A 25,469-nucleotide genomic window follows, 5' to 3' on the forward strand; every position below is an offset into this window, starting at 1 on the left:
TCAGGCTCGCAGCGCCTGCAACAGGGTCTTGACCAGCCCGACGACCCCTCCGGTCGCACGGAACCGGGTGAGTCCCTCACTCACGGCCGCGCCCGTGCGTGCGGTGACGAACCAGGGCGGGGTGGGGAGGATCGTGAAGCGCCCTCCGCCGTTGAGGACGGGAAGCGATCGCGGCATCGGACGGAACGGACCGCGCAGCACCGACCGCTCGACGGCGTCGAGCAGCAGCGCGTTGTGGACGACCCCGATCCCGCTGCCGACGTCCTGAACGGTGTTGCCGGGGAACGCGCCCCAGGTGAGTGTCGGGGTGATGAAACCGAACGCCGTCCAGGCGTTGATCGCGATCGAGCCGTAGCGCAACTGCGTGATCGCCCGCTCGAAGCCGGTCCCCAGTGCCTTCTGCGTGACCGGGTCGATGAGGAGGTTCGCCCCCAGCGTGCCCTGGAGGCGGTCGTTGGCGTATGCGACCGCCGCATCGAGGAACTCCTGCCCCGACCCGGGGAGCGTGGTCACACCCAGCACCGGTGCGAAGTACTCGGTGTTCTCCAGCGCGGACGGGTCATCACCCTCGTCGATCTCGACGAGCAGACGATCACCGAGCACGAGCGCGTCCGGGTAGTCATCGTGCGCCTGATGCATGCGATCGCCGGAGCCGGGGTACCAGGTCGGGCGCTCGGGCGCCGCGGCGTATGCGCGCCGAAGCGCGAGACGGAACTCCTCCGCCTGGGGCCAGTCGGACGAGATGATGACGACCTGGCCGGCGATGCAGTTGTGGCCGCAGTTCTGCAGGCGCATGGTGGCGATGTGCTCGGCGTGGAAACGCAGATCGGCCTGGGTCCATTCGCCGGGGACCACGATGATGGGCGAGACCCCGCCGAGCTCTGCGGTGATGGGCTTCTTCATCAGGGGCCGGTTCTCCCGTCGCCGTCGCGCGGCGGCGGCGCCCTTGCCGGAGCCCCACACGATCGCATCGAAGGTCGCAGCGGAGCCGGTGATGTGGACGTGGCTCAACCGCTTGTGGCCGGTGAGGAAGGCGCCGACGTCCCCGCCGCCGCGCACGATCCGCAGGAATCCCGGCTCGATCAGTGCGGCCAGGGCGTGCTCGAAGACGGGGACCATGGCGTCCTGGGTGGGATTCACCTTGAGGATCGCCGTGCGGTTGTGCGCGAGGAGCTCGTACAGGACGTCGAGGACCGGGATCGAGGTGACGTTGCCCGCACCCAGCACGAGACCGACGCCGCCCGACTCGGTCGGGGTGCGCTGGGCGAGGCCGGCACCGGCGCGCGCCGTGCGAGGTGTCGTCCCCGGCGTCAGCCACACCTCGCCGGTGAAACCGGACAGCAGCACGCGGTCGATTCCTGTCAGCGGGAACGCATGCACGCGCGTGCGGCCGCCAGGGGAGCGGTCGACGCGGACGCCCTCCAGCGGGTTGCGCCCCTCCGCCAGCCGGGTCAGCGTCTCGACATAGGCGTCCAGCGCGCCGAGGACGCTGTACGGTCCGGCCAGCCACTCCTCCCCGCGAAGCAGATGACCGCCGCCGAGGCCTTTCGAGTGTGCCGCCGTCTCGGCCCACTCCTGCGTGGATGCCGCGACCGCCGTGCGTACGCCGCGCAGCAGTGTCGCGCGCTGCGCGAGGCTGAGAGCCGCCCAGGTCCTGGCTCCGGTGTGGAGCTCGTCGATGGCCGTGTCCAGTCGCGCGCGCTCCGCCTCGTCCAGGGTGGTCGCAGTGGTGGGGGTGGTCGCTGAACTCATCGGCGTCTCCTTCGGGCGGGGTGTCCCCAGCTTATGTCGCGGTCCTGTGGTGCTGTCGTGTGAGCATGCGGACGCACGCGGGTCAGGAGACGGGGCTGGCGGGTGCGTCGATGTCCGACCGGCGCAGGCGATACCGCGACAGCGGCACGAGGCTGAGAGCCATGAGCGCGGCGGGCAGGATGCTGAAGCTCAGCACGATGCCGGCGACGGCTGAGTCCGGCTGCGCGGCGCCTGTCCCCGCCACGCTGGAGACGTAGCCGGTCACGGCGAGCATGAGCGCGACCGCGGTCGCTCCCAAGGCGAATCCGACCGTCTCACCGGCGGTCCAGATCCCGGTGAAGGTGCCTGCTCTGCCCGGTCCGCTCGTGCGCTCATCGTGCGAGATGACGTCCGGCAGCATCGCCATCGGCAGTGACTGCAGCCCGGCGTAGGCGATTCCCGCACCCGCCACCGAGGCGTAGATCCATGCACCGGGGGACCAGAGGGCGATCGTGATCGTCGCGGACGAGAGGAGGAAGAGGATGCTGGCGAAGAGGAAGGCGCGCTCTTTGCCCGTGCGTGCGGCCACCGCCGTCCATACGGGGGTCGCGATGAGCGCCGGCGCGACGAGGGCGACGAACAGGATCTCGACGGCGGCCTCGTCGCCGAGGACCCAGCGTGCGACGTACTGCGCACCGGCGAGCATGGTGCCCGTGGCCAGTGCCTGCAGCAGGAAGGTGCCAAGGAGCGCGCGGAACGGCGCGCTCCGCCGCAGTGTGCGGAACCCGTCGAGGTACTGCTCGCGAAGCGACGTGCGCGCGGTGTCGGCGGGGGCGGCCACGCCCTCGCGGGCGGTGCGACTGGCGATCAGCATCCCGATGCCGATGGCGACGCCGGCGACGACGCCCATGAGGAGGTAGCCGGTCACCGGGTCGCCGGTCGCGCGGCGCAGCATGGGGCCGCCAGCGCCGAAGAGGAGGATCGCCGCGGTGAGAACCACCACGCGCCAGCCGAGCAGACGGGTCCGCTCGTCGTATCCGTCGGTGAGCTCGGCGGGGAGGGCGACGTACGGCACCTGGAAGAGGCTGAAGGACGTCGCCGTGCCGAGGAAGGCCAGCAGGACGCAGACGGCCCCCGCTGCCGGGCCCCATGACGGAGGGACGGCGAAGGTGAGGGCGAAGAAGACGGGAAGGGTGAGGGCGCCGAGGACCATGAGACCGCGACGGGAACCCGTGCGGGCGAGCTGCCGGTCCGACGCCGCCCCGATCAGCGGGTCGATCACGACGTCCCACACCTTCGCAGCGGTGACGATGAGGCCGGCCACGAGGGCGGCGACACCGAGGTTGTCCGTCAGGAAGTACGTGAGGACGAGACCGGGAAGGGTCGCGTAGCCACCGGTGCCCAGCGAACCGATCGCGTACGTGACGATCGTGCGGGCGGACAGGCGGGTGGAGGCTCGTTCTGGGCGAGCGACGTTGCTCATCGCGCCAGTGTATCGGCGGGACGACGGCTCAGCAGGCGGGCGATGCGCGTCAGATCAGCGCGAGCTCGCGCAGCTTCGCTGCGACGTCGTCGTTCGACGGCTCGACGTGGTGCGAGGCGTCAGGATAGACGACGACGGGGATGTTCGTGCGGCCGGAGATCTCCTTGGCGATGTCCGCTGCGGCGGGGTTCGCGACGAGATCGACGTAGGTGTACTCGACACCCAGTTCGTCGAGCTGCTTCTTGGTGCGGATGCAGTCGCGGCACCAGTCGGCGCCGAACATGGTGATGGTCTCCGGAGCAGTCGAGGTCATGCTTCCAGGATATTGGGCTCCGGCTGTGAAGGGCCCGTACCTGCGTGCGGCGCGGGCATGGGACGATGGATGCCGTCATATCCGAGACTCCGAAGGGGCGCACGTGAGCATCGCTGTCACGGTCATCGTCCCCACGTTCAACGAACGGGACAACGTCGCGGAGCTCGTCGAGCGCACGGCAGCGGCTCTCGAGGGGCGCGACGCCGAGATCCTCTTCGTCGACGACAGCGCGGATGACACCGAGGCCGAGATCCTGCGCGTCGCCACCACGGCCGCCGTCCCTGTTCGGGTGATCCATCGACGCGTGAACAGCGGAGGTCTCGGCGGCGCCGTCGCCGCGGGGCTCGCGGCCGCCGGCGGTGACGTCTGCGTCGTGATGGACGGCGATCTGCAGCATCCCCCCGAACTCATCGTCACGATGCTCGACCGCTTCGCCGAGGGGGATGCCGACGTCGTGGCCGCATCGCGTTACGTGGGCGGCGGCGACTCCGCCGGCCTCGGCACCGCCGTGCGCTTCGGTGTCTCACGCGCCTCCACATGGCTGACCAAGGCGATGTTCCCGCGGCGCCTGGCTGCGGCGACCGACCCGATGACGGGGTTCTTCCTCGTCGACCGTCGTCGGGTGGATCTCGCCGTGCTCCGTCCGAAGGGGTTCAAGATCCTCCTCGAGATCCTCGCCAGGACCGACGGGCTTCGCATCGCCGAGGTGCCGATGGCCTTCTCCGAGCGGCACAGCGGCACGTCCAAGGCGTCGGTGCGGCAGGGCGCGACCTTCCTCGCGCACCTCGCGAGGCTGCGGTTCGGAAAGATGTCGCGCTTCGCGGTCATCGGCGCGATCGGTGCGGTGGCGAACCTCGGGATCATGTGGGCGCTGACCACCGCCGGTCTGCCGTATGTGTGGGCGGCGATCATCGGCGCCGAGGTCACGATCGTCGGCAACTTCCTCCTGCAGGAGCGCTTCGTCTTCGGTGACATGCGGCGCGATGCCCGCGGCGTGTGGGCCCGCTTCGGCGCATCGTTCACCTTCAACAACGTCGAGGCGGCGCTGCGGATCCCCGTCATGGTCCTCATGGTCGAGACGTGGCACATCTCGAGCGTGGTGGCGACCGCGATCTCGCTCGTGGTGGCCTTCTTCGCGCGCTTCCTGTTCCACTCGCTCTTCGTCTACGCGCCGCGGCGCGCCCGAGCGGCTGCGGGGGTCGAGGAGCCGACGACGGACACCGCCGCGCAGCGCATCGTCGCGGCGATCGACGCCGAGGCGATGCGTCCGGGCGAACTCTGAGAGCCCCGCGTCGGCCCCTGCGTCGGCCCCGTACGTTAGACTGATGATGCAATGTGCAGGTTCCGCCGCAATTCGGCGCCCGCATTGCCACTGATCAGGGCCATCACGGACCGCGCACACCGACGCGCGCGGCATCCGCCCTCGGTCTGAAGAATTCCGGATGCGCTCACGCGTGTCCGAACACAGCAATGAGTATCACCATGAGCAAGACCACGACCATCCATCCCACCAACCCCCTCACCTGGAAGCAGGCCGACGACGACGTGCACGTCGCGACACGCGACGGCGAGTTCGCCGGTTTCGTCGAGTTCGACACCGACCGACACCTCGTCCGGGACAGCCGCGGCACCGAGATCGGGTCGTTCACGACCCTCGCCGATGCCCGTCAGGCACTGGAGGGATCCACGTGCCGCCGTAGGCGATCCTTCGCCCAGACCATGCGCGGACACCTGCGCCGCGTCCGCTTCTGACCCTCCGACGTATACGCGGCGGCGTATACGGCCCTCGTTAGCCTGAGGAAAAGCGATCGGCATCCGCCCTTGGCTTCCACAGCTCAAGGGCTCCGATCGGAGGAGAAGCGTATCTCCATCACAACAACCGTCGAATCCACCGGCACCCTCGGTCCGGTTCGCCAGACCTACTCCGGCAACGCGGAGTTCCCTCCCATGGCGCACGCGTACAAGAGCGTCCTGCAGGTCGTCCGTGAGACCGGACTCCTGCAGCGGGCCCGTTGGTTCTACGCCCTCGTCGGCGCCGGCATCCTCGTGGCTCTCGCCGGATGCATCACCGGCTTCATCCTGCTCGGCGACAGCTGGTTCCAGCTCCTCATCGCCGCGGCCCTCGGCATCGTCTTCACCCAGATCGCCTTCCTCGCCCACGAGGCGGCTCACCGCCAGATCCTCGCATCCGGCCCGAAGAACTTCCGTCTCGCGAGGATCCTCGCCGGTTCCATCGGCATGAGCTACTCCTGGTGGGACAGCAAGCACACCAAGCACCACGGCAACCCGAACATGGTGGGCAAGGATCCCGACATCGAAGTCGACACGATCTCCTTCCTCGACGAAGACGCAGCAAAGTCGCGCGGCATCGTCCGGATGATCACCCGCCACCAGGGATGGCTGTTCTTCCCCCTCCTGACGATGGAGGGTCTGAACCTGCACTTCCTGAGCCTCAAGTACCTCGTCACGACGAAGAAGGTCAAGGGCCGCTGGACCGAACTCGGCATCATCGCCCTGCGTTTCGCACTGCTGCTGACGCCGATCTTCCTCTTCCTGCCGCTGGGCATGGCGTTCGCGTTCATCGGCGTGCAGATGGCCGTGTTCGGCGTCTACATGGGCGCATCGTTCGCTCCGAACCACAAGGGCATGCCGATCATCGCGCCGGACGCCCGTCTGGACTTCTTCTCCAAGCAGGTGCGCACCTCGCGCAACATCCGCGGCGGATGGTGGGCCACGGTCCTCATGGGCGGTCTCAACTACCAGGTGGAGCACCACCTGTTCCCGAACATGCCGCGCGTGTACCTGTCGAAGGCGCGTGAGATCGTCCGCGACTACTGCGCGTCCAACGACGTGCCGTACACCGAGACGTCGTTGATCCGTTCGTACGCGATCGTCATCGAGTACCTCAACCGGGTCGGGCTCGCCGCTCGCGACCCGTTCGACTGCCCGGCCGCCGCACAGCTGCGCCGCGCCTCGTAGTCGTTCGACACCTTCGAGCCTGTGCCGCATCCCGCGGCATAGGCTCGAGGCATGTCTGAGCTGCACGACCTGACCGCGATCGAGCAGCTGGCGGCGCTGCGGACCGGCGAGATCGGCCCCGTCGACCTCGCAGGGCACTACCTCGACCGGATCGCCCGCCTCGATGCCGGGCTCGGCGCGTTCGTCGAGGTGACAGCGGATGCCGCGACCGCCCGCGCCCGCTCCCTCGCCGCCGACGCGCCGACCGGTGCGCTGTGGGGGCTGCCGTTCGCGGACAAGGACCTCGTGCCGCGGGCCGGCGTGCCCACCCGCTACGGCTCGCGCCTGCACCGCGACGTCGTGCCCGACGTCACCGGCGACCAGGCCGCCGTGCTCGATGAGGCCGGCGGCGTCAGCCTCGGAAAGACGAACACTCCGGAGTTCGGGCTCACCGGATACACGGAGAGCCAGGTCGCCCCACCGGCGCGCGACCCATGGAACCCCGCGAACGGTGCAGGAGGGTCGAGCGGAGGAGCCGCGACGGCCGTCGCCGCCGGACTGCTGCCTCTCGCCCCGGCATCCGACGGGGGAGGGTCGATCCGCATTCCGGCCGCCACCGTGGGGCTCGTCGGCATCAAGCCGTCCCGCGGGCGCGTGCCGTTCGCCTCCGGACTCGACAGCCCGGGAGGGCTGCCGGTCGCTGGGCCCATCGCGCGCACGGTCGCCGACGCCGCCCTGCTCCTCGACGTCCAGGTCGCCGGGCGCCCGCATCCGTACGCGACGGCCGCACCGGGCGCAGGACCGTTCCTCACCTCGGTCGGTGCGGGTGCGGCATCCGCTCGTGTCGGCGTCACCACCGTCTCACCGTGGGACGACGCCGAGGACATCCGTCTCGATCCGGATGCCGAGCGGGCCGTCGCGGTCGCCGCGGCCCTCCTCGCGGATGCCGGCTCTGCGGTCGAGGCGTTCGACTGGAAACCGCGGGGATACGCCGAGATGTTCACGACGATCTGGCGCACGAGCGCGGCACGCATGAACCTGTCCGACGCCGAGCTCGAGCTCGTCGAACCGATCACCTCCTGGCTCGTCCGCGAGGGTCGCCGTCTCACCGGCGCAGAGGTGCTCGAGGCGCTCGCCGCGGCGACCGCCTTCGAGCGCGAGACGATCACGGCGTTCGCGCCGTTCGATGCCGTCCTCACCCCCGCGCTCGCGCTTCCGGCGCAGCCCGTCGGCTGGTTCGACGCCGACGACGCCGCACGCAACTTCTCGCAGCAGGTGCAGTACGCGCCGTACTCGAGCTTCGTGAACGTCTGCGGTCTGCCGGCCGTCGTCGTGCCGGTGACCCTCGACGGGAGCGGCCACCCGGTCAGCGTCCAGCTGATCGGTCGACCGGGAGGAGAGGCGGCGATCGTCGCGCTCGCTGCCGAACTGGAGGGGCGGGTCGGCCCGTTGCCGCGTCCCGACGTCTGGCGCGCCTGACACGGCGCGGCGCCGACGCCCTGCAGGTGCAGAGCGCCGACGCCGCGGTCGTCCGTCAGTCGCGGACGCAGGTGTCCGTCGCCGGACTACCCGTCCGCATCGACGGTGAAGTCGAACGTGCCGGTCCGCGAGACGTTGCCCGCTCGATCGTGCGCGTTGTACTTCACCATGTAGTCACCCGAAGGGAGCTTCACCGTCGCCGTGTGGGTGCCGCTCTCTGCGCCGCCCATCGGTGACTGCGTGCTCTGCACGAGCGTGCCGTCCTGATAGATGTTCGCGACGATGCGCTCCAGCCCACCGAGGTCGGACGCATCCACCTGGATGTCGACCGCGCCGAACGGCCCGGCCGTCGACGGCGACACGAGCGCCACCTCCGGGCGGACATCATCAGCCGGCAGCTCCTGGAACAGGCGCGGCGCGAAGTCGATGAGGTTCTTCTGCCACACGTCCCAGCCGTGAGGCCCAGGGGTCACGCCATCGAACTCGTACTCGATTCCGAGCTCGTCCAGCGTCACCAGCGATGCCATCATGCCCTCGTAGACGAAGTCGGTGATGTCGCCGATGTAGAGCCGGAACAGGTCGGTGCCGGCGTTGATCGCGTCGACGTCGACGCCGTCCCCGCTGCCGAAGCCCGCCGAGAACACGCCGATCGATGCGAACGCACCGGGGTGCGCCTTCAGCACGGAGATCGTGCGTGCGCCGCCGGCGGAGAGACCGGCCAGTGCTCGCTTCGCGGGGTCGCCGCTGACGTTGTACGTCGCCTCGGTGACCGGCACGATGTTGTCGAGCAGCTCAGCCGGGTAGTCGCTGACGTTGCCGTTCGGCATCACCACGACCATCGGCTGGAGGGCGCCGTCCAGGAAGAGGTTGTCGAGGATCTGCCGCGTTCGGCCGACCTCCACCCAGTCCGTCCAGGTCTGGCCGCCGCCGTGATTGAGCACGAACAGCGGGTACGGCTCCGCACGCTCGGCGTCGTAGCCGGGCGGCGTCCACACATAGGCGCTGCGCTCCTCGCCGGCGACACTGCTCTGGTAGGTCATGACATCCAGTGCGCCGCCCTCGCCCGCGGCGACATCCGTGAGCAGGCGGGACTCCTCGCCCTCGACGAGGAACGTGCTCCACGCGGGCTCCGACGTCACCGACGTCGGGTTCGAAGTGTCCTTGACCGCCTGGCGGTCGACGATGAGCCGATAGTGGTAGAACCACGGGTCCAATGGGCCGATCGTCGTCTGCCAGCGGTCGCCGACCTTGCTCATCTCGGTGCGGAGCCAGCTGCCGCCGGGGGCCGTGTTCGCCCAGACGGACACGTACTCGGCATCCGCGAAGTCCGCCGTCGTCTCGAACGTGACGAACCCGCCATCGCTGATCCACGGCGTCGGCGTCGTGCCGGATGCCGGTGTCTCGAAGCGCTCGGTGAGGGCGGTGTGCCCCTCGCTCATCGCGGGGTCGGACGGCTTCTTCGTGAACAGGCGCGGAGCGAAGTCGATGAGGTTCTCCTGCCAGGCGTTCCAGTTGTGGCCGGCGTCGGGGTTCACGCCGTCGAACTGGTAGTCGAGGCCGATCTCGTCGAACTTCTGGAACGAGTCGTAGACGTCGTTGTGTGCGACATCCGTCGGGTTGCCGACGTACACGCGGAACAGATCCGTCTTGTTGTTCATCTTTTTCACGGGGATGTCGTCCAGGTCGCCGAAGCGGCCGGCGCCGAACGTTCCGATCTGGGCGAACTCGCCGGGGTGCTCGCTGAACACCTCGAACGTCTGGCCGCCTCCCATGGAGAGCCCGGCCAGTGCGCGCTTCTTCTTCGACGGCGACGCATTGTACGCGTCCTCCACCGCGGGGACGAGGTTGTCGAGTAGCTCGGCCGAGAAGTCGGGCACGTTGCCGTTGCCCATCACCACGATCATGTCCTCGAGTCGGCCCGAGAGCCACAGATTGTCGAGGATCTGCTCGGCTCGTCCCACTTCGACCCAGTCGCGGTAGCTCTGCGCGCCACCGTGCTGCAGGTAGAAGACCGGGAACTTCTTGCCCTTGGGCTTGTACGTCGGGGGCAGCCAGACGAGCGCCTGGCGCTCCTCGCCGGCGACGGCGCTGTCGTAGGTCAGCGTCTCGATCGTTCCGGCCTCTTCGGGCGCGTCGGCGAGCAGCGCGGCGGAGTCGCCGGGGATGAAGAACGTGCTCCACTCCGGCTCGGAGGCCACGCTCGTGGGGTTCGACGTGTCCTTGAGGACCTTGCTGTCGTCTCCGGTGACCTGGTAGTAGTACAGGCCGGGGGTGAAGGGGCCGTAGGTGGCGGTCCAGTTCGCACCGCTTCGCTGCAGCCCGATCTGCGCCCAGTTGTGGGACGGACCGAAGTTGCCCTCGACCACCACCTGCGACACGGGTCCGACGGCGGCCTCGACATCGGCGTTGGGGACGCTGATGCGCAGGTACCCGTCGTCCTGCACGTCGATCCATGGCGTCGCCGCCGCAGCGGGTGCGGCGACCGTGAGCCCGGCGATCGCGACGAACAACGCCGTGATCAGCCCGAGCGCTCTTCGGGTGCGGGTGCGCCGGCCATGCGGCCGGCTGGGGGATGTGATCTCCATCGATTCCTCATCTCGTGATTCGGCCGGCTCGTCGATGCGGGCTTCCCCGTGAGAGCCGGATGGAATACGGATTCCGGCGCATCCACAAAATTTACAACGTCGTAAATCCGTACGCGCACACTCTCTCAAGACAAGGAGAGGCCGACAATGGACAAAAGTCCAACGTTGTGAAACGACGGTGGAGGGTGGGCATTGGACGCTGGTCCCATCGCCGGCGTCCTCAGCGGCGGCGGGCGCGGGATTTCGAGACGCTCGCCAGCGTGGCCCGCAGCGGGGTGCCGAGGTAGAGCCCGAGCGAGGCGCCGGCGGCGAGTCCGACGCCGATGGATGCCGCGAGGACGAGGGGGCCGATGCCGTCCAGCATCCCCTGTGCCGTGCCATCCGAATCGACGATGCCGAGGAGCCCCCGGAAGACCGCCGTCCCCGGGACGAGCGGGACGATCGCCGCGGTCGTCACCGCGACGGAGGGCACGTGCACCCCTCGTGCGGTGAGGATGCCGATGAAGCTCGCCAGCAGCGCACCGACGGCGCTCGCCGCACCGGCCTGCACGCCGAGGAGCATCGTCGCGCTGTAGGCGACGATCGCCACGGTGCTGAGCACCGCACTGACGAGGATGATGCGCAGGCCGGCGCCGTTGAACAGGGCGACGGCGACGGCGATGATGATCGCTCCGGCGATCTGCGCGGCGAGCGAGCCGAACGGGATGGCGTCGGTGGGCAGCGGGATGGTCACTCCGACGAGCCGGGAGAACTCCAGGCCGATGAGGATGCCGAGGACGACGCCGAGGGTCTGCATCGTCAGGTCGAGGATGCGCCCGCCCGCCGTGAGTGCGAACCCGTCGATGGCATCCTGCGCGGCGCCGACGACGGTGAGCCCCGAGAGCATGAGGACGATGCCGGAGGCGACGATGATCGACGGTTGCACGTCCATGAAGGGGGCGACGCCGATCGCGCCGAGCGCGGAGACGGCGGTGGTGACACCGGTGATGACGAAACCGCCGGCGATCTGGCTGAAGAACAGCGGGACCTGGAGGCGAGCGAGTCCGGCCTGGGCGAAGGCGGCACCGAGGGCGGCGAGGAAGCTCAGCAGGATGATGATCGGAGAGGCCCCGTAGAGGATCGCGACGCCGACGGCGAGGAGGGCACGCGCGAAGATCACGACGATGGGCTGGTACAGGAACGGCGTACGCCGGATGACGCGGAACGCCAGGCGCGCCTCGTCGAGGCCCAATCCCTCGGAGATGTCGACCATGAGGGCCTGCAGGCGCTGCAGCTTCGCATGATCGGGCGACGCCGCCCGGACGACGCGGATCATGGTGGTCGGCCAGTCGTCCTCCCCACGGTGATAGGAGACGCTGATCGCGCTGAAGGTCACATCGACGTGTACACCGATGAGCCCATAGACGCGGGCGACGCGGATGATCGAGAACGTCACGTCGTGGGCGGAGGCGCCGACGGCGAACATCGACTCGCCGATGCGGAGGGCCAGATCGAGGATCTTGACGACCGTGGTCTCGTTGACGACCGTGTACGCCTCGGTCAGTGCGACCTTGTCGGGGTCCGTCCGGATCGCGCGTCGCACGGAGTCGAGCAGCCGTGAGCGTCGTTCGATGGCCATGGTTCCATTGTCGTTCGGAGAGGGGCGTCCGTCACATCGCGGGGCCGCCGGTGGGTCGGGCGCGGAGGTGTCCGGGGAGGAAGGGCAGGACCGGCGCCCGGTAGATCAGCGCGGGCGGGTGGCCTGTGCCGATGGTCAGTTCCGCTCGCCCGAACCGCCACAGCCGGTTGAACAGGAACACACCGAGCGTCGCGTTCTCGTCGGCGGGTACCTGCCACGTTCCGACACCCCACTGCGTCGGCTGGCCTCTCCCGTCGATCACGAGGGTGGGGCGGATGCCGGCGTAAAGGGCGAACCACGGCTTGTGCATCGTCACCTCGATGCGGCGGGGAGCGGGGGTGTCGACGGGCACCGGCTCAGCCTATCCGCGGCGGCTCAGTGGGTGAGCTTCTCGATGAGCGCGACGGCTTCATCGTGGTCGGCCGATGAGACGGCGATCAGCGGGTAGGCCTCCTCGTCCTCTGGATCCTCGATGTGCAGAAGGCGGATGTCGTGCGGTGCGAGGATCGCCTCGGCGCGCGCGATCGCCGATCCGAGATCGTGCACATCGCCCACCTCGTCGAGGTCGATACCGAGGCGCTGGACGCGGGGGAGCGCCGGCAGCGCTTCGGCGAGTTCCTCCCCGGTGTCCTCGCTGTCGAGGTAGGCGAGGGCGCCTGCGTCATCGAGCGCATCGATGAGCGCATCCCACGGATCGTCCCCTTCGTTCACGGCCTCGCGGACGGCAGGCGTGATCTCCGGGTCGTCGTCGAGCAGTTCGCACAGGCGGGTCCAGTCGTCGATCGCGCTCATGGTGTCGCTCCTCATCTCGTGCGTGATGGCCTCGGGTGGAGTCATCGGATGCCGAGTGGTCAGCGTATCGCGGGGCCAGGAGTGACCAGTGGGGGTTCCGATTCGGCCGGGCAACGGATATCGTGCCAGCATCCGTGCGTCCGGGTTCGTGCACACGTCGGTCGGCTCCCCGTGCAGGCCGCGACGGTCACCCGAGGGGCACGGGATGCAGTCGTGTGACCTCCCGCGTGGCGAGGTCGATCATCGCGGCCGTGTCCTCCGGGATCCGCGTCCACCCGTCCGCATCGACGCCGCTGGAGATGACATGCACGGCGTCATCGGTGATGCGATAGTCCATCGCGTAGTACTCGGTCGCGTGGCTGGCGGGTATCGCGTCGTCGGATTCGAAGAGCTCGCGAAGGGCGTCGACGGGCGAGTGCACCCGACTGTTGATGTGGATCGCGAAGAGCGTGGTCGGCGTGAGGAACAGCGCGTTGAGGCTGGAGTTCGGGAACTCGCCGATGAGGATCTCGAGCGCGCGGGTGACGCCGCGCTCCTCGTCGCCGTCGGCCTCGCGGATGCACTGCAGGACCAGTTGGAAGTAGCGCTCGCTGTCGGTGTCGCCGCGCAGCCGCTCGCGGGAGTCCGGGGTGAGCTGCGCCTCCAGGTGTGCGATGGGCGCGATGTGGCCGTTGTGGGCGAAGGCGTGTCCGCCGTCGGTGAACGGATGTGTGTTCTGTGGTGAGACGGGCAGTCCGCCCGTCGCCCACCGCAGGTGGACGAGGCCGTTGCACCCGAGCGGCTGCTCCGAGAGGGCGGCGTACTGCGGGTCGACGGACGCGTTCTGCGGAGAGGACACCGCTTCGACGGCGGCACCGAGCGAGGGATGCCAGGCCATGCCCCACCCGTCGCTGTGCACTTCGGTCAGCGCAGTGAAGGTGTCGAAATCCTCGCGTCCGAGGACATCGACGACCGAGGTCGGGCGGGTGGTGACGTAGCCAAGCAGTCGGCACACGGGTGCGGCATCCCTTCGTTGTCTCCCTACGAGCCTCGTCCTTCCGGTGCGGATCGGCAACTTCATACGCGGTCGGACCGCCTTCGCGCAACCGCCTCGATGAGATCGGGGCCTGTTGGCAGACTGGCGACATGCGAACTGTTGGTGTGGAAGAAGAACTGATGCTCGTCGACGGTGAGACCGGTCGGCCGCTCTCACTGGCCGCGCACACGCTGCGTCATGCGGCGGACGACGAGGAGGCCGCAGCGGCGACCTCCGATGAGGTGCCCGGCGGTTCGATCGAGCACGAGCTGCAGCAGCAGCAGGTGGAGACCGACACAGTCCCGCACACGGACATGACGGCACTCGGCGAGGATGTCCGGGTGTGGCGTCGGCAGGCGATCAACGCCGCGCGACGCGCCGGAGCACGGGTGATCGCCTCGGGGACGTCGCCGGTGCGCGCGGAGCCGGCGATCGTCGGCAAGGAGCGGTACCTGCAGATGGTGGAGCACTTCGGTCTCACCACGCTGGAGGAGCTCACCGGTGGACTGCACGTGCATGTGTCGGTGGAGTCCGATGAGGAGGGCGTCGGTGTGCTCGACCGCATCCGCGGGAGCCTGCCGGCGCTACTGGCGCTGACCGCGAACTCGCCGTTCTGGCAGGGCGAGAACTCGAAGTACGCGAGCTTCCGGTCGCAGGCCATGGGGCGCTGGCCCACCACCGGCCCGACCGAACTGTTCGGCAGCGCGGAGAACTATCACCGGATCGTGAAGGCGATGATCGGGTCCGGTGCCATCCTCGACGAGGGGATGGTGCACTTCGACGCGCGCCTGTCGCACCACTACCCGACCGTGGAGATCCGCGTCGCTGATGTGTGCGCCGACGCGGAGGACACCGTGGTGATCGCCGCCCTCTGCCGTGCTCTCGTCGACACGGCGGCGAATGAGTGGCGCGCGGGCACCGAACCGTTGTCCACCGCGATGGCGGTCCTGCGGCTCATGCACTGGCAGGCCGGTCGTTTCGGGATCGATGGAGACCTCATCGACCCGCGTACGCTCACGCCGCGCCCCGCACGCGACGTCGTCTCCGACCTCGTCGACGACCTGCGTCCCGCTCTGCAGGAGAACGGCGATGAAGCCCTGGTCGACGAGGGCGTCGAGCGGATCTTCACGAACGGCAACGGCGCGATGCGTCAGCGTGCGGTGCTGGAGAAGACGGGGCAGCTCAGCGACGTCGTGGCGGACCTCGCCACCGTGACCGCCGGTCTCGAAGGCTGATCTCGCGAGCCGGAGGCCACCGCTCGTGAGGAGCGCGGCCTCCGGCTAGCGGAGCACCCGACCATCGGCATCCCGAGGGCGCACCGGGTGCTCGCTGAGGATCGAGATCCGGTTGAAGGCGTTGATGGCGATCGCCACCCATTCGGCGGCGGCGAAGGCATCCTCGCCGAGCACGGACAGCGCGCCTTCGAGGTCGGCGGCGGATTCCTCCGTCAGCGGAAGCCGGGTGGATGCCTCGGCGATCGCGAGCACGGCCCGCTCACGCTCGTCGTACAGCGAGGTCTCTCGCCACGCGGGGAGCATGTCGAGCTTCTGCTGAGGGATGCCGGACTGCCTGGCCTCGCGCGAATGCAGGTCGAGGCAGAACGCGCAGCCGTTGAGCTGCGATGCGCGGACCTTGATCAGCTCGGACTCCTGCGGCGTGACGCCGCGCTGCGCCGCGCCGTCGCGCACTGCGGATGACAGGGCCAGCGCTGCCTGCCACGCCTCGGGCATCGACTTGTCCACGTACGGGCGCATGGTGTCTCCTTCGAACGATCTCGTAGTGAGGAGAGTACCGGGCGGACATGGTCAGACGGGCTTCCGCCAGATCACGGCGTATCGCCACATCGCCAGCCGCGACCAGGTGGATCCAGGAAGGATGTGCGCGGCGCTGCGTCGCACCTCGGCGTAGGTGTGCGGCGGGGGCCAGACCACGGGAGCGGAATGCTCCCAGAGTCCGAACCGCCGAGCGAGGCGTCGGTGCTGCACGGCGCCGGCGACGTCGAGGGCATAGTCGAGTGGACGGGATGAGCGCGCCAGTCCGACGACGGCGACCACGCCGCCCGGTGCGGTCAGTGCCGCGAGCCGTGCGAAGGCCCCATCAAGGTCGGGAAGGTGATGGAGCGTCGCAACCGACGCCACGACGTCGTACTGCGCTTCCCTGAAGGGATGCGTCTTCACATCGCCGTGGATCCACGTCACGCCCTGGTCTTCGTGTCGGGCACGCGTTCTACGAACGCATTTCGGACTGGGTCTCACCGGGCGGGACGCTCCTCATCGTCGGGCACCTTCACGGTGACGGGCACGGGCACGGACATGCGCATCCGGAGAACGCCGTGACCGGACCCGACCAGATTCGGACACTGCTCGAGCCCCGAGGCTGGAATGTGCGTACAGCTGAGGTACGCACGCGGACCGTTCGCATGGGCGACCAGGCCGCGACGCTGCACGACGTGGTCGCGCGCGCGGAAAAGGCACGAACCCGAGAGGTCTGACGAAACTGACACACTGTCGTCTATGAACGCAGGCAACCACGCGGCTACCCTCACGGACGATGAACAAGTGAACAGCCGACGCACAGGTCGAGCGCGATTGATCATCGGATACCTGGCCATCATCGCGATCCTCCCGTACCTGTTGCTCAAAGCGGCTTGGATTGCCGGGTCGACCGTAGGCATCGTGAGCCCGTCTCCCGCGGACGCAGCTGTTGTGCAGGGCGGCAACGTCGTCACGGCCGCCATGGAGATCATCGCGATAGTGATCATCTTGATGTTCACGCACTCGTGGGGCGAGCGCATCCCCGCATGGCTGGTGCTCGGTCCCACCTGGGTGGCCACGGGACTGCTGGCACCGTTCGTCATCACCGGACCAGCCGTCGCCGCATCCGCACTCGGTGGCGCGTTCGTCGCTGGCGATGGCTCACTCGCCGCATGGGTCGGCCCGCTCGTGTATCTCGGCTTCGGCGCGCAGGCGATCGGGATCTCGGCTTCCTTCGTTCTGTACGCCCTCCATCGTTGGCCGCAGGCATTCCAGGGCCGGCTATCAGACCACCACCCCGGACCCGACCAGTCGGTTCTCGTACTGTTCGCATGTCTCGCGGCGGTACCACTCGTCGCGGTCGCCGTCGTCCGAGCATCCTGGGCGGTGGGATCGACACTGGGCCTCTCGCCGTACCTCGCAGAGAGTCGAGGCGTCGCAGAGCGACTGTCCGATGCGGGCACCGCCCTGTTCTCGTTGGTGGCCGTCGCCGGAATGCTCGCTCTTGTTCTGCATCGTCCGGGACGCACGCGCACATGGATACCGATCGCCATCGCCTGGGTGGGTGCTGGTGCAGTCTTCGGGAGCGGACTGTACTCGCTGATACTTCTCCTGGCGGCGACCGCGGGCACGGGGGTCGGTACGACGCAGACCGGACTCGTACCGTTCGCCGACCTGGTCCAGGTCATGGTCGGCACGGTGATCGCCGTAATCGGCTCGCTCGCCCTTCACAGGCTCAATGCGCGTTCCACTGATTCCCGCTGAGCCCGATGGTGCATAACTGTTCACCTAAGTGTATGGTTGTGCACCAGGACCGACTGCGGCGATTCTCGCAGTCTCGGAGGAGGACACCGTGGCTGGCATCACCGAACAGGAAGAGAAGCTGAGCCGGCATCATCGCGCGGCGCCGAATGAGGTGAGCAGGCGATCACTGCGATTGGCGGGAGCCACCATCATGGCTCTCTTCGCCCTCGCCTGGGCTATTGCTGGCTCCGGCGTTCTCGCGCCGGTACGCCCGGTCGTACTCACAGTGGCCGTCGCGATCACGTCCGTCGTGCTGATAGTGACCTGGAAACTGCGTCCGACCCAAGACGCGCAGATCCGACAGCTGCGAGATCATTGGTGGCGCGATTTTCAGATCGTCGGAGCCGCGCAGGTACCCGCAATCGCTCTGGTGATCGCAGGTGGGATATGGGCGGGCGCGCCAGCGTTGATTCCCGCCGCAGTCGCTCTGGTCGTCGCCGTGCATTTCATACCGCTGAGGCACATCTTCCGCACCCCCATGTACTCCGCCACCGCCGGCGGCCTGGGTTTCGTGGCAGTGGTGGGCCTGGCGTCGTTCTGGTTCCTTGGACCCGAGACGAGCGTCGCCGTTGCGACTCTCGGGTCGGCCGTGGTGCTCTGGGGAACGGCAGCACTGATCGCCTTCTCGCCCACACGACTCGATGACGGCGCGTGATGTCCGACTACCAGCCAGAGGATCGCACGGCGAAGGCGATCATCAGAGACACCGCCCTGCGCGTGTTCGGCGAGCGTGGGCCGGCGGCCGCGACACTCAAGGTCGTTGCCGATCGTGCGGGTGTGTCGCAGTCACTCATCATCAAGCACTTCGCTTCGCGCGACGGCCTGATCGCCGCTGTCGACGAGCACGTGCTCGGCATCCTGAGCAATTCGTTGCGGGCGCTCGCGGAGGCAGACGCGGAACTGCCGCCGGCGGGATACCTCGCTGGCGCGAGTGCGCTCTCCGACCCCGACACTGCACGCTATCTTTCGTATCTGCTGCTCGAAGATTCTCCTCGGGCGGCTACGGCCTACCGGCGACTACATGCCCACGGCACAGAGCTCATGGAGAAGATGCGCGACGCAGGCGCTGTCGCGGATGACATCGACCATGGGCGTCTCACCGCGATGTTGGTCGCGCACGGCCTGTCGACCGTGCTTCTGCGGGACAGACTCACCGAGGTTCTGGGCGACGATCCGATGAGTGCGAGCGGTCAGGGGGCCTGGTGGGTCCTGCTCGACCGCCTGTACTCCGGCGACGCAATCGGTAGCTCTGTGACAAGGAAAGAGGAATGAGGGGCAGAGCGCTCCCGGGATGGCTGATCGCTCTGCTGGGCGCGTCATTCGTGCTGTACACCGACGACTACGTGATCGCAGGGGTGCTGCCGGAGATCGCAGCGGACCTCCGGGTCTCGGAAGCCATCGCTGGGCAGCTCGTCACCGTCTTCTCCTTCACGATCGCTGTCGCCGCCCCGATTGCCGCTATCGCTCTCGCCCGGCTTCCCCGTCGCCTGCTTTTCATGATCGCGTTCATCGTCTTCTCGATCGCGAACGCACTCGCCGCATTGACACCCTCGTACGAGGCGCTGGTGCTGTTGCGGGTCGTATCTGCGCTCGCTGCAGCGAGCGCGACGCCATCGCTCTTCGCCTTCGCGGCATCCCATGCGCCCGAAGGACGGACCGGCCGGTATCTCGCGGTGGTCTCGCTTGGCGTGACGGGGTCGATCACGGCCGGTGTCCCCCTAGGAACGTGGATCGGTTCCGCGTTCGGCTGGCGCTTCACATTCGCAGCGATGGCTGTGGCCGGGCTGGCCATACTCGTCGTGCTGATGCTGTTGCTCCCCCGCACAGCCCGCCCTGATGGTCACGTCGGACTCGTCGAACAACTGCGCACGCTGAAACGTCGAGCGGTTGTGCTGGGGCTCTTGGCGAACTGTGCGCTGATGACCGGATCCATGATGATGCTCACCTACCTCGCGTCCTACCTTGCAGCAGTAAGCGGCGCAGGGCCCGACGAACGCGCATTCGCGTTCGCGCTGTCTGGAGCTGCGGGAATGGCTGGCATCTGGCTCGGCGGTGTCGCCACCGATCGCTGGGGCCCGGATCGCACCCTCCTGTTCGGAGTGGCCGTCATCGTTGCCGCGATGACCGGGCTCTGGAGTATCTGGCTGGCCCGACCTGTTCCCATCCCCGTCGTACTCGCGGTCGCCACAGTGTGGGGCGGGATGGCGTTCTGGAACTCTCCCGCGATCCAGACCCGCCTGTACGCGCTCGCCGGTCCGGTTGCTCCCCAGGCCCTCGCGCTCAACACCTCAGGCACCTACCTCGGCGTCTCGATCGGTGCAGCGGTCGGAGGAATCGCTCTGGCCGGATCCGGAGTCGGCTCGCTGCCGCTCTTGGCTGCGGCGTTCGCGATATGCGCGTTGCTGCTCCTCGGTGGCGCGCGAACCGTCGCGGCGCGGACGGCATGAGTCCGGCGACCGCTCGGGAACGTCTGCCGATCCGCGATCTCCGCTATGCACGATGAGGGCGCAGTTTCTGGATCGTCGCCTCCGTCGTGTATCCGGCGGGCACGCCCTCGACGATGGCGAGGATGGCATGGCTGTTGCGCGTTCGCAGCGGAATGATCGCCTGGTACTCCGCGGAGTCGTACCACGCGCGTGCCGATGTCAGATCCGGGAATCCGAGGACGACTATGTCCCCCACCGACCGGCCCTCGCGGATCTCGGGACTGCGTCCATGGGTGATCCAGTGACCCCCGAAACGAACTATCGTCGCTTCGATGAGCGACATGTATTCGAGCAGCTCCTCGTTGATCGTCACGTCCGATATCAGTCCGACAGCGTACGCAGGTACCGCACCATCGTCACTCATCTTCGATTCCTCTCTACGGCCGGACCGGTTATGGATTCAACTTTCGCGAAGGGACGAGGAACGGGCCATAACCTCAGGGGTCATGGTCTGATGACGAATGCCACGTGGATCGAAACATGAGTGTCTCTGCTTCGACGTCACTCATCGGCGCTGAACTTCGCAGGTGGCGCGAGCGCCGCGCACTGAGTCAGCTGGCCCTTTCCGCACGCGCCGATGTGAGTACACGCCACGTCAGTTATCTCGAGAATGGGCGGTCTTATCCCACACCTGAAATGATCCTGCGTCTCGCCGATGCCCTCGACATCCCGGAAGATGAACAGAACAGACTCCTCTTGGCTGCAGGGTTCGCGCCACGGCATCCTGAAAGAAGGCTCGTCGCTGAGAATCTCCCGTCGGTGATGGCGAGTCTGAGAACTCTGGTGGACGCCTACGCGCCCTACCCAGCCCTGCTCTTGGATGATCGATGGGACATCATCGATGCGAATCATGCCGCCGGACTCTTGCTGGCCCACTGCGAGAGCAGCCTGCTCGAGCCACCGGTCAATGCGATCCGCTTGGTTCTCCATCCCGAAGGCCTGGCTCCGCGCATCCGGAACATTGAGACGCTGCGAAATCACCTCGTCCACCAGCTCGAGCAGCGCATCCGCCGCCGAGGAGACGACCGGTTCCTACGCTCTTTGCATACGGAGATCACCAGTTCTTCGCGCATCGACGCCGTGACTGCGAAGCCAGCAGATCCGGCGATTCTGCTCGAACTGGAAACCGACATCGGCCTGCTCCGGATGTTCAGTGTGGCGAGTCAGATCGAGGGCCCCACGGACGTCACCATCGATTCGTTGCACCTTGAGACGTTCATGCCCGCTGATGAGGACACACGACTCCGTCTGTTCCAGCACGGGGCGGAATAAGGGCTGGCCAGCTCGACGGCCATACGTGCCCGTTCCCGCGCGCGTCGCTCGTCCCCTTTCTGGCAACCGGAAGCCTCAGCGTCGCGCAGGTCGTGCGCGTCTAGGCGGAATGCGCGTGGCAGGCTGGAGGTATGCCTCTGTTCGACCATCTGAGCGTGAGCGTGAACGACGTCGCGCGCGCCATTGCTCAGTTCGACCCGATTCTGTCTGCGATGGGGCTGGAGCGCACCGACGGCGACGGCGGTGCTTCCTGGTACACAGAGGGCCAGACCGAGTTCATCGTGCGCCAGGCGCGAGACCCTCGATCCGGCCCGCATCAGCATGGTCGAATCGGATGGCAGCACCTGGCCTTCGCGGTCGACTCGCCGGCAGAAGTCGACCGCCTGCACTCGATCGCTGTGGATGTCGGGTGGGTCGTGATCCGAGAACCGAAACTCTACCCCCGCTTCAGCGATCGCTACTACGCATCTTTCGTCGAGGATGACAACGGCATTCGAATCGAGTTCATGCATAATCCGGGCTCGAACTGAATCCCCGTATCATCGGAACCAACCCGCGCCAACGCTGATGCGCACGTGAACGGCTCCGCACATGACGACGCCCGCCGGCGGCGCGCCCGGCATGTTCCTGAATAGCCCTGGGTTTGGTTCCTAGGGGTTTCCGAGGCTGACGGTTGTCGGCTCGGGTGATTCGAGGTCAGCGTAGTGGGCGGCCTCGACTTCGGCGGGGGTGCGGTAGTCGAGCTCGGCGTGGAGACGCTGGTTGTTCCACCACCACACCCACCCGAGCGTTGCGAGCTCGACCTGCTCGATGGTCCGCCAGGGCCCGCGACGTCGGATCAGCTCGGTCTTGTAGAGCCCGTTGACGGCCTCGGCGAGGGCGTTGATGCTCCTATAGTTGTCAACTCATGATCTCGCCGGTTTTCGGGTCGGTCTTGATGAGGTGATAGACCTCGCGGATGACGTAGCGTTTCAAGCAGCGGATGATGTCGCGCTTGCTTTTGCCTTCGGCGGTTCGTCGGGCGACGTAGGCGATGGTGGGTTCGTGGAATCTCATTCTGACGATGACGGTCCGATAGATCGCGGCGTTGAGTTGACGGTGTCCGCCGTGGTTGATCCTGTGCTTCCCGCTGGTCATCCCTGAGCCGGTCGGGACCGGGCTGATGCCGGCAAGTTTCGCGAACGCGGCTTCGGAATGGATGCGTTCGGGGTTGTCGCCGGCGACGATGAGGATCTCCGCGGCAGTGTCGACGCCGATGCCGAACTCGTCGAGCAGGTGTGGGGCGCGCTGCAGGACGAGCTGCTCGATCTGCGCCTCGAGTTCCTTGATCTCGTCGTTCAGAGCGATCCAACGTTTCGCGATCGACCTGAGCGCGTGCCGGTTCGCGTCCTCGGGCGTCGCCAGCCCACGGGGTCGGAGAGCGGCGCAGTGCCGGGCGACCATCTTCTGCGTTTTCTTGGCGGTCTCTCGGCGGAGGTCCTCGGTGGCGTGGACGAGCATCGCCTTGAGCGTCACCATCGCCCCGGTGCGGTCCTTCACCGCGGTATCGTGCGCAACCTTCAGCTGCCGGATCATCTCGACGACCCCGTCAGCGGTCTTCGGAACCGCGGTCGCGAACCCGGCGAGAACTGCTCTTGCGGCGTTCTCCGCGTCCAGCGTGTCAGACTTGCCGTTCAGGCGCCGCAGCCGCCGATCGGGGCGGGAGGCCTCGATCACCTTGTGCCCGTTCCGGCGAATGAACGAGGTCAGGCCAGCGCCATAGGAACCGGTGCCCTCGATCCCGAACGCGATGATCTTCCCGAACGTCGCCGCCCACTCCGACAGTTGCCGGAACCCGGCGGTGTTGGTCGAGATCGTCAGGGACGCGAGGATCCCGCCAATCGAGTCCATCACCGCGGCGACGTGAATGTGCTTGTGAGTATCGACGCCGATCACGACGTGCCCAGAGCGGGCGGGCTCGATCTGTTCCATGGTGTGCTCTCCTTCACCGGTTAGCGTGGTTGTCACGCTGTCGCCGGCGGGTGGACAGGACTGTCATGGGGACGCTTTGACGAGGCTCCAGGCTCCTATCAGGTCACGCCCGATCCGGCGGCAGCGGTTACTGCACGCCCGGCCGGAGGTTCGACAGATCAACGCCAAGGCACCCTGCGGGCCAATCGTAAGCAAGGGTCAGAACACTCCGGCCAGGACTACCCCATCATTGCGAGATCGGGCAGAAACAGACTGACAGTCGTAACTGTCACCGACGGATCCGACCGAGGGTGTCGCGCCGAGCTCGAGGATCCGGTCGGTGTAGACGAGCGAGACGTAGTTCGATCCTCTGTCGGAATGATGGACCAGCCCGGTGATGCCGCCGCTGGACCACGCCGCCATCTCCAACGCCGGCAGCGGCGACGCTTCCGTGCGCAGCGACGCGGAGACGGACCAGCCCACGATGCGGCGAGAGAACACATCGGTCACGAACGCGACGTAAGCGAACCCGGACCAGGTCGCGACATAAGTGATGTCCGAGACCCAGAGCCGGCAGGGTGCGTCCGCACGGAACTGGCGCCTCACGAGATCCGCGGGCCGGAGGGCTGCCGGATCGGGGCGTGTGGTGAACACCCGGCGAGAGCGGCGGGCGCCCTCAAGGCCGAACGTCCGCATGATTCGACCGGTCTGGTCTCGTCCGATCAGCCACCCGTGCCGGCGCATCAACGCGTGCATCTTCCGGACCCCGTAGACGCCGTAGTTCTCCGCATGGAGGCGGGTGATCTCGGCGCCGAGAACCTCGTCACGGATCGCGCGCGCCGACCGCGGCCGGGACTTGGCGGCCCGATAGCCGCGCGCGGTGAGGAACCCACTGGCTGTCGCACCCAGAGTGCGGCAGATGGCCTCGACCCCGAAACGATCCCGGAACATGTCGACGTACCGGATCATCTCGTCGTGGGGCGGTCGAGTTCCGCCGCGAAAAACGCGGACGCGGATTTCAAGATCTCGTTCGCACGGCGTAGTTCAGCGTTCTCGCGTTTGAGTCGACGGATCTCCGCATGCTCGTCCGACGTGACACCCGGGCGGACCCCCGAGTCGATCTCAGACGAGCGTTTCCACTTGCGGAGCGTCTCCGGACCGACACCGAGCTTCGCGCCGACATGGCGGATCGCGGCGTACTCGGTGTCGTGCTCAGGCAACGCCTCATCGAGCATCCTGAGTGCGCGCTGCCGGAACTCCGGCGGGAACTGGCGGGGCATGGTTCATCCTCCCAAAGGAAGCGGAACCAAACCCAGGGCGATTCAGGTTTGGCCTCCGAGGGCGCCGTGTGGTCGATCGTAGTTGTAGTGGTCTTCCCATTGCTGGAGGCGTTCGGCGAAGAGCTTCGCGTCGTCGATGACTTCGCCTTCGAGGAGCCGGTAGAACTCCTCCGAGTCGATCCGGTGGGATCTCTCCACTTTTCCGTTCAGGCGTGGCGTGCGAGGGCGGATCTTGACGTGATTGATGCCCTTGTCCAGTAGGTGCCAGTGGAAGCTTTGCCCGAATTCCTGGCCGTTGTCGGTCTGCACTTGCTCAACCTGGAACGGCAGTCTCGACAGGACATGGTCGATGAACTGGATGGCGGTCCTCTGATCGTTGCGGGGGTATGCCCGGAGAACGCGGACGCGGGTGCAGTCGTCGATCGCGGTGTACTGGTAGTAACGCTTCTTTTTCCCGGTCTGTCCCAGCGGCTCGATGAACTTCACATCGACCTGCAGTTGGTGGCCGGGACGCTGCTTCTCGTAGCGTTTCCAGCGGGTCTGGGTGCGTTTGTAACGTTGCGAGGCCGGCAGGCGATTCAGGCCCACCTTGTTCAGGATCCGCCACACACCGGACGGGCTGATCGTGACGTCGTGATAGCGCTGCAGATACATCGCAATCTTGTGCGGGCCGAAGTGATACTGCTGACGCAACCAGAGGATCTTCTCGATCACCTCCGGGTCGGTCTTGTTTGGCTGGTGGTGCGGGACACTCGAGCGATCCTTGAGGCCTTCGAAGCCCTCCTCCTCGTAGCGGCGTCGCCACTTGTAGAAGCAGGTTCTTGTGATTCCGTAGTACCGGCAGGTGGCCGCGACACTGCCGGAGACTTCCTCGGCATGCCGTAGCACGGCCAGTTTGTGCTTGGCTCGACGCTCGAGCTCGCGTTCAGATGATGACATGCAATCTTCCT

General features: G+C 67.3%; 26 protein-coding genes, 1 pseudogene and 1 other annotated feature. Of the genes and pseudogenes, 11 read left to right on the forward strand and 16 right to left on the reverse strand.

Annotated features, from left to right (window positions below):
• The 3 genes from HD600_RS08030 to HD600_RS08040 all read right to left on the reverse strand — a co-directional run bounded on the left by HD600_RS08030 (position 1) and on the right by HD600_RS08040 (position 3,527).
• Complete coding sequence (locus tag HD600_RS08030; protein WP_184282838.1) at positions 1 to 1,752, reverse strand: aldehyde dehydrogenase family protein; 1,752 nt, start codon at positions 1,750 to 1,752, stop codon at positions 1 to 3.
• 82 nt (positions 1,753 to 1,834) lie between these two features.
• Positions 1,835 to 3,214, reverse strand: a complete 1,380-nt coding sequence (locus tag HD600_RS08035) for an MFS transporter (RefSeq protein WP_184282840.1) — start codon at positions 3,212 to 3,214, stop codon at positions 1,835 to 1,837.
• A 49-nt stretch (positions 3,215 to 3,263) separates the two neighbouring features.
• Entirely contained in the window at positions 3,264 to 3,527 is a 264-nt protein-coding gene (locus HD600_RS08040) for a glutaredoxin family protein (protein WP_144794612.1), read from the reverse strand.
• A gap of 109 nt (positions 3,528 to 3,636) precedes the next feature.
• Between HD600_RS08040 and HD600_RS08045 the strand changes: the two genes are divergently transcribed.
• The 4 genes from HD600_RS08045 to HD600_RS08060 all read left to right on the forward strand — a co-directional run bounded on the left by HD600_RS08045 (position 3,637) and on the right by HD600_RS08060 (position 7,964).
• On the forward strand, positions 3,637 to 4,809 hold the full coding sequence (locus HD600_RS08045) for a glycosyltransferase (protein WP_338402258.1): 1,173 nt from the start codon (positions 3,637 to 3,639) through the stop codon (positions 4,807 to 4,809).
• A 200-nt stretch (positions 4,810 to 5,009) separates the two neighbouring features.
• Positions 5,010 to 5,279 carry a hypothetical protein gene (locus tag HD600_RS08050; protein WP_144794615.1) on the forward strand — a complete coding sequence of 90 codons (270 nt, stop codon included), beginning with the start codon at positions 5,010 to 5,012 and terminating at the stop codon, positions 5,277 to 5,279.
• A 69-nt stretch (positions 5,280 to 5,348) separates the two neighbouring features.
• Entirely contained in the window at positions 5,349 to 6,506 is a 1,158-nt protein-coding gene (locus HD600_RS08055) for a fatty acid desaturase family protein (protein ID WP_241731649.1), read from the forward strand.
• Between the two features lie 51 nt (positions 6,507 to 6,557).
• On the forward strand, positions 6,558 to 7,964 hold the full coding sequence (locus HD600_RS08060) for an amidase (RefSeq protein WP_184282844.1): 1,407 nt from the start codon (positions 6,558 to 6,560) through the stop codon (positions 7,962 to 7,964).
• Between the two features lie 86 nt (positions 7,965 to 8,050).
• Here the strand turns inward: HD600_RS08060 and HD600_RS08065 are convergent, their stop codons facing one another.
• From HD600_RS08065 to HD600_RS08085, 5 genes are all read right to left on the reverse strand, one after another.
• Positions 8,051 to 10,549 carry an alpha/beta hydrolase gene (locus tag HD600_RS08065; protein ID WP_184282846.1) on the reverse strand — a complete coding sequence of 833 codons (2,499 nt, stop codon included), beginning with the start codon at positions 10,547 to 10,549 and terminating at the stop codon, positions 8,051 to 8,053.
• A 220-nt stretch (positions 10,550 to 10,769) separates the two neighbouring features.
• Positions 10,770 to 12,167: a threonine/serine exporter family protein gene (locus tag HD600_RS08070; RefSeq protein WP_184282848.1), complete on the reverse strand. Its 1,398-nt coding sequence runs from the start codon at positions 12,165 to 12,167 to the stop codon at positions 10,770 to 10,772.
• A 31-nt stretch (positions 12,168 to 12,198) separates the two neighbouring features.
• Positions 12,199 to 12,519 (reverse strand): hypothetical protein, encoded by a 321-nt coding sequence (locus tag HD600_RS08075; RefSeq protein WP_338402183.1) that lies wholly within the window; start codon positions 12,517 to 12,519, stop codon positions 12,199 to 12,201.
• 23 nt (positions 12,520 to 12,542) lie between these two features.
• A complete protein-coding gene (locus HD600_RS08080; protein ID WP_144794623.1) occupies positions 12,543 to 12,959 on the reverse strand; it encodes a DUF6630 family protein in 417 nt (138 codons plus the stop codon).
• A 187-nt stretch (positions 12,960 to 13,146) separates the two neighbouring features.
• Positions 13,147 to 13,953 (reverse strand): class II glutamine amidotransferase, encoded by an 807-nt coding sequence (locus HD600_RS08085; protein WP_184282850.1) that lies wholly within the window; start codon positions 13,951 to 13,953, stop codon positions 13,147 to 13,149.
• 131 nt (positions 13,954 to 14,084) lie between these two features.
• Between HD600_RS08085 and HD600_RS08090 the strand changes: the two genes are divergently transcribed.
• Entirely contained in the window at positions 14,085 to 15,209 is a 1,125-nt protein-coding gene (locus HD600_RS08090) for a carboxylate-amine ligase (protein ID WP_184282852.1), read from the forward strand.
• A 45-nt stretch (positions 15,210 to 15,254) separates the two neighbouring features.
• Here HD600_RS08090 and HD600_RS08095 read toward each other — a convergent pair whose 3' ends face one another.
• Together HD600_RS08095 and HD600_RS08100 are read right to left on the reverse strand one after the other, a co-directional pair.
• Positions 15,255 to 15,728 (reverse strand): carboxymuconolactone decarboxylase family protein, encoded by a 474-nt coding sequence (locus tag HD600_RS08095; protein WP_184282854.1) that lies wholly within the window; start codon positions 15,726 to 15,728, stop codon positions 15,255 to 15,257.
• Positions 15,729 to 15,779: 51 nt separating this feature from the next.
• Complete coding sequence (locus HD600_RS08100) at positions 15,780 to 16,172, reverse strand: class I SAM-dependent methyltransferase (protein ID WP_422120156.1); 393 nt, start codon at positions 16,170 to 16,172, stop codon at positions 15,780 to 15,782.
• A 360-nt stretch (positions 16,173 to 16,532) separates the two neighbouring features.
• Between HD600_RS08100 and HD600_RS08105 the strand changes: the two genes are divergently transcribed.
• From HD600_RS08105 to HD600_RS08120, 4 genes are all read left to right on the forward strand, one after another.
• A complete protein-coding gene (locus HD600_RS08105; protein ID WP_184282858.1) occupies positions 16,533 to 17,492 on the forward strand; it encodes a hypothetical protein in 960 nt (319 codons plus the stop codon).
• Between the two features lie 88 nt (positions 17,493 to 17,580).
• Positions 17,581 to 18,186 carry a hypothetical protein gene (locus tag HD600_RS08110; protein ID WP_184282860.1) on the forward strand — a complete coding sequence of 202 codons (606 nt, stop codon included), beginning with the start codon at positions 17,581 to 17,583 and terminating at the stop codon, positions 18,184 to 18,186.
• The gene (locus tag HD600_RS08115; RefSeq protein WP_184282862.1) at positions 18,186 to 18,803 is read left to right on the forward strand and encodes a TetR/AcrR family transcriptional regulator; all 618 of its coding nucleotides are present in this window, start codon (positions 18,186 to 18,188) and stop codon (positions 18,801 to 18,803) included. Before HD600_RS08110 ends, HD600_RS08115 begins: the two co-directional genes overlap by 1 nt.
• A complete protein-coding gene (locus HD600_RS08120; RefSeq protein ID WP_184282864.1) occupies positions 18,800 to 19,978 on the forward strand; it encodes an MFS transporter in 1,179 nt (392 codons plus the stop codon). The genes HD600_RS08115 and HD600_RS08120 overlap by 4 nt, the downstream gene beginning before the upstream one ends.
• Before the next feature lie 43 nt (positions 19,979 to 20,021).
• Here HD600_RS08120 and HD600_RS08125 read toward each other — a convergent pair whose 3' ends face one another.
• A complete protein-coding gene (locus HD600_RS08125; RefSeq protein ID WP_184282866.1) occupies positions 20,022 to 20,381 on the reverse strand; it encodes a DUF1330 domain-containing protein in 360 nt (119 codons plus the stop codon).
• 116 nt (positions 20,382 to 20,497) lie between these two features.
• Between HD600_RS08125 and HD600_RS08130 the strand changes: the two genes are divergently transcribed.
• Together HD600_RS08130 and HD600_RS08135 are read left to right on the forward strand one after the other, a co-directional pair.
• Positions 20,498 to 21,289 (forward strand): helix-turn-helix domain-containing protein, encoded by a 792-nt coding sequence (locus HD600_RS08130; protein WP_184282868.1) that lies wholly within the window; start codon positions 20,498 to 20,500, stop codon positions 21,287 to 21,289.
• 131 nt (positions 21,290 to 21,420) lie between these two features.
• Entirely contained in the window at positions 21,421 to 21,819 is a 399-nt protein-coding gene (locus tag HD600_RS08135; RefSeq protein WP_184282870.1) for a VOC family protein, read from the forward strand.
• Between the two features lie 120 nt (positions 21,820 to 21,939).
• On the opposite strand, the pseudogene HD600_RS14890 reads toward HD600_RS08135, so the two are convergent.
• The 5 genes and pseudogenes from HD600_RS14890 to HD600_RS08160 form a co-directional block, all read right to left on the reverse strand.
• Positions 21,940 to 22,173: pseudogene (locus HD600_RS14890) on the reverse strand (integrase core domain-containing protein); the annotation flags it as partial.
• A 16-nt stretch (positions 22,174 to 22,189) separates the two neighbouring features.
• Positions 22,190 to 23,260, reverse strand: a complete 1,071-nt coding sequence (locus HD600_RS08145; RefSeq protein WP_184282872.1) for an IS110 family RNA-guided transposase — start codon at positions 23,258 to 23,260, stop codon at positions 22,190 to 22,192.
• Between the two features lie 198 nt (positions 23,261 to 23,458).
• A complete protein-coding gene (locus HD600_RS08150; RefSeq protein WP_184282875.1) occupies positions 23,459 to 24,208 on the reverse strand; it encodes an IS3 family transposase in 750 nt (249 codons plus the stop codon).
• Positions 24,123 to 24,247: a sequence feature (AL1L pseudoknot), on the reverse strand. Its footprint overlaps the gene before it by 86 nt.
• On the reverse strand, positions 24,205 to 24,519 hold the full coding sequence (locus HD600_RS08155; RefSeq protein WP_184282877.1) for a transposase: 315 nt from the start codon (positions 24,517 to 24,519) through the stop codon (positions 24,205 to 24,207). It overlaps the preceding feature by 43 nt. Before HD600_RS08155 ends, HD600_RS08150 begins: the two co-directional genes overlap by 4 nt.
• Positions 24,520 to 24,561: 42 nt before the next feature.
• Positions 24,562 to 25,458, reverse strand: coding sequence for an IS481 family transposase (locus HD600_RS08160; RefSeq protein WP_184282879.1), 897 nt, complete (start codon positions 25,456 to 25,458; stop codon positions 24,562 to 24,564).
• Between the last annotated feature and the right edge of the window lie 11 nt (positions 25,459 to 25,469).

The sequence above is a fragment of the Microbacterium ginsengiterrae genome, from assembly GCF_014205075.1.
In the GTDB taxonomy this organism is placed as follows: domain Bacteria; phylum Actinomycetota; class Actinomycetes; order Actinomycetales; family Microbacteriaceae; genus Microbacterium; species Microbacterium ginsengiterrae.

Excerpts from the sequence above, each read along its gene's own strand:
- HD600_RS08115 (WP_184282862.1), top strand. The coding sequence starts at position 18,186 with ATGTCCGACTACCAGCCAGAGGATCGCACGGCGAAGGCGATCATCAGA.
- HD600_RS08070 (WP_184282848.1), bottom strand. The coding sequence starts at position 12,167 with ATGGCCATCGAACGACGCTCACGGCTGCTCGACTCCGTGCGACGCGCG.
- HD600_RS08035 (WP_184282840.1), bottom strand. The coding sequence starts at position 3,214 with ATGAGCAACGTCGCTCGCCCAGAACGAGCCTCCACCCGCCTGTCCGCC.
- HD600_RS08125 (WP_184282866.1), bottom strand. The coding sequence starts at position 20,381 with ATGAGTGACGATGGTGCGGTACCTGCGTACGCTGTCGGACTGATATCG.
- HD600_RS08150 (WP_184282875.1), bottom strand. The coding sequence starts at position 24,208 with ATGATCCGGTACGTCGACATGTTCCGGGATCGTTTCGGGGTCGAGGCC.
- HD600_RS08080 (WP_144794623.1), bottom strand. The coding sequence starts at position 12,959 with ATGAGCGCGATCGACGACTGGACCCGCCTGTGCGAACTGCTCGACGAC.
- HD600_RS08065 (WP_184282846.1), bottom strand. The coding sequence starts at position 10,549 with ATGGAGATCACATCCCCCAGCCGGCCGCATGGCCGGCGCACCCGCACC.
- HD600_RS08130 (WP_184282868.1), top strand. The coding sequence starts at position 20,498 with ATGAGTGTCTCTGCTTCGACGTCACTCATCGGCGCTGAACTTCGCAGG.
- HD600_RS08160 (WP_184282879.1), bottom strand. The coding sequence starts at position 25,458 with ATGTCATCATCTGAACGCGAGCTCGAGCGTCGAGCCAAGCACAAACTG.
- HD600_RS08090 (WP_184282852.1), top strand. The coding sequence starts at position 14,085 with ATGCGAACTGTTGGTGTGGAAGAAGAACTGATGCTCGTCGACGGTGAG.
- HD600_RS08135 (WP_184282870.1), top strand. The coding sequence starts at position 21,421 with ATGCCTCTGTTCGACCATCTGAGCGTGAGCGTGAACGACGTCGCGCGC.
- HD600_RS08040 (WP_144794612.1), bottom strand. The coding sequence starts at position 3,527 with ATGACCTCGACTGCTCCGGAGACCATCACCATGTTCGGCGCCGACTGG.
- HD600_RS08155 (WP_184282877.1), bottom strand. The coding sequence starts at position 24,519 with ATGCCCCGCCAGTTCCCGCCGGAGTTCCGGCAGCGCGCACTCAGGATG.
- HD600_RS08120 (WP_184282864.1), top strand. The coding sequence starts at position 18,800 with ATGAGGGGCAGAGCGCTCCCGGGATGGCTGATCGCTCTGCTGGGCGCG.
- HD600_RS08145 (WP_184282872.1), bottom strand. The coding sequence starts at position 23,260 with ATGGAACAGATCGAGCCCGCCCGCTCTGGGCACGTCGTGATCGGCGTC.
- HD600_RS08060 (WP_184282844.1), top strand. The coding sequence starts at position 6,558 with ATGTCTGAGCTGCACGACCTGACCGCGATCGAGCAGCTGGCGGCGCTG.
- HD600_RS08030 (WP_184282838.1), bottom strand. The coding sequence starts at position 1,752 with ATGAGTTCAGCGACCACCCCCACCACTGCGACCACCCTGGACGAGGCG.
- HD600_RS08095 (WP_184282854.1), bottom strand. The coding sequence starts at position 15,728 with ATGCGCCCGTACGTGGACAAGTCGATGCCCGAGGCGTGGCAGGCAGCG.
- HD600_RS08050 (WP_144794615.1), top strand. The coding sequence starts at position 5,010 with ATGAGCAAGACCACGACCATCCATCCCACCAACCCCCTCACCTGGAAG.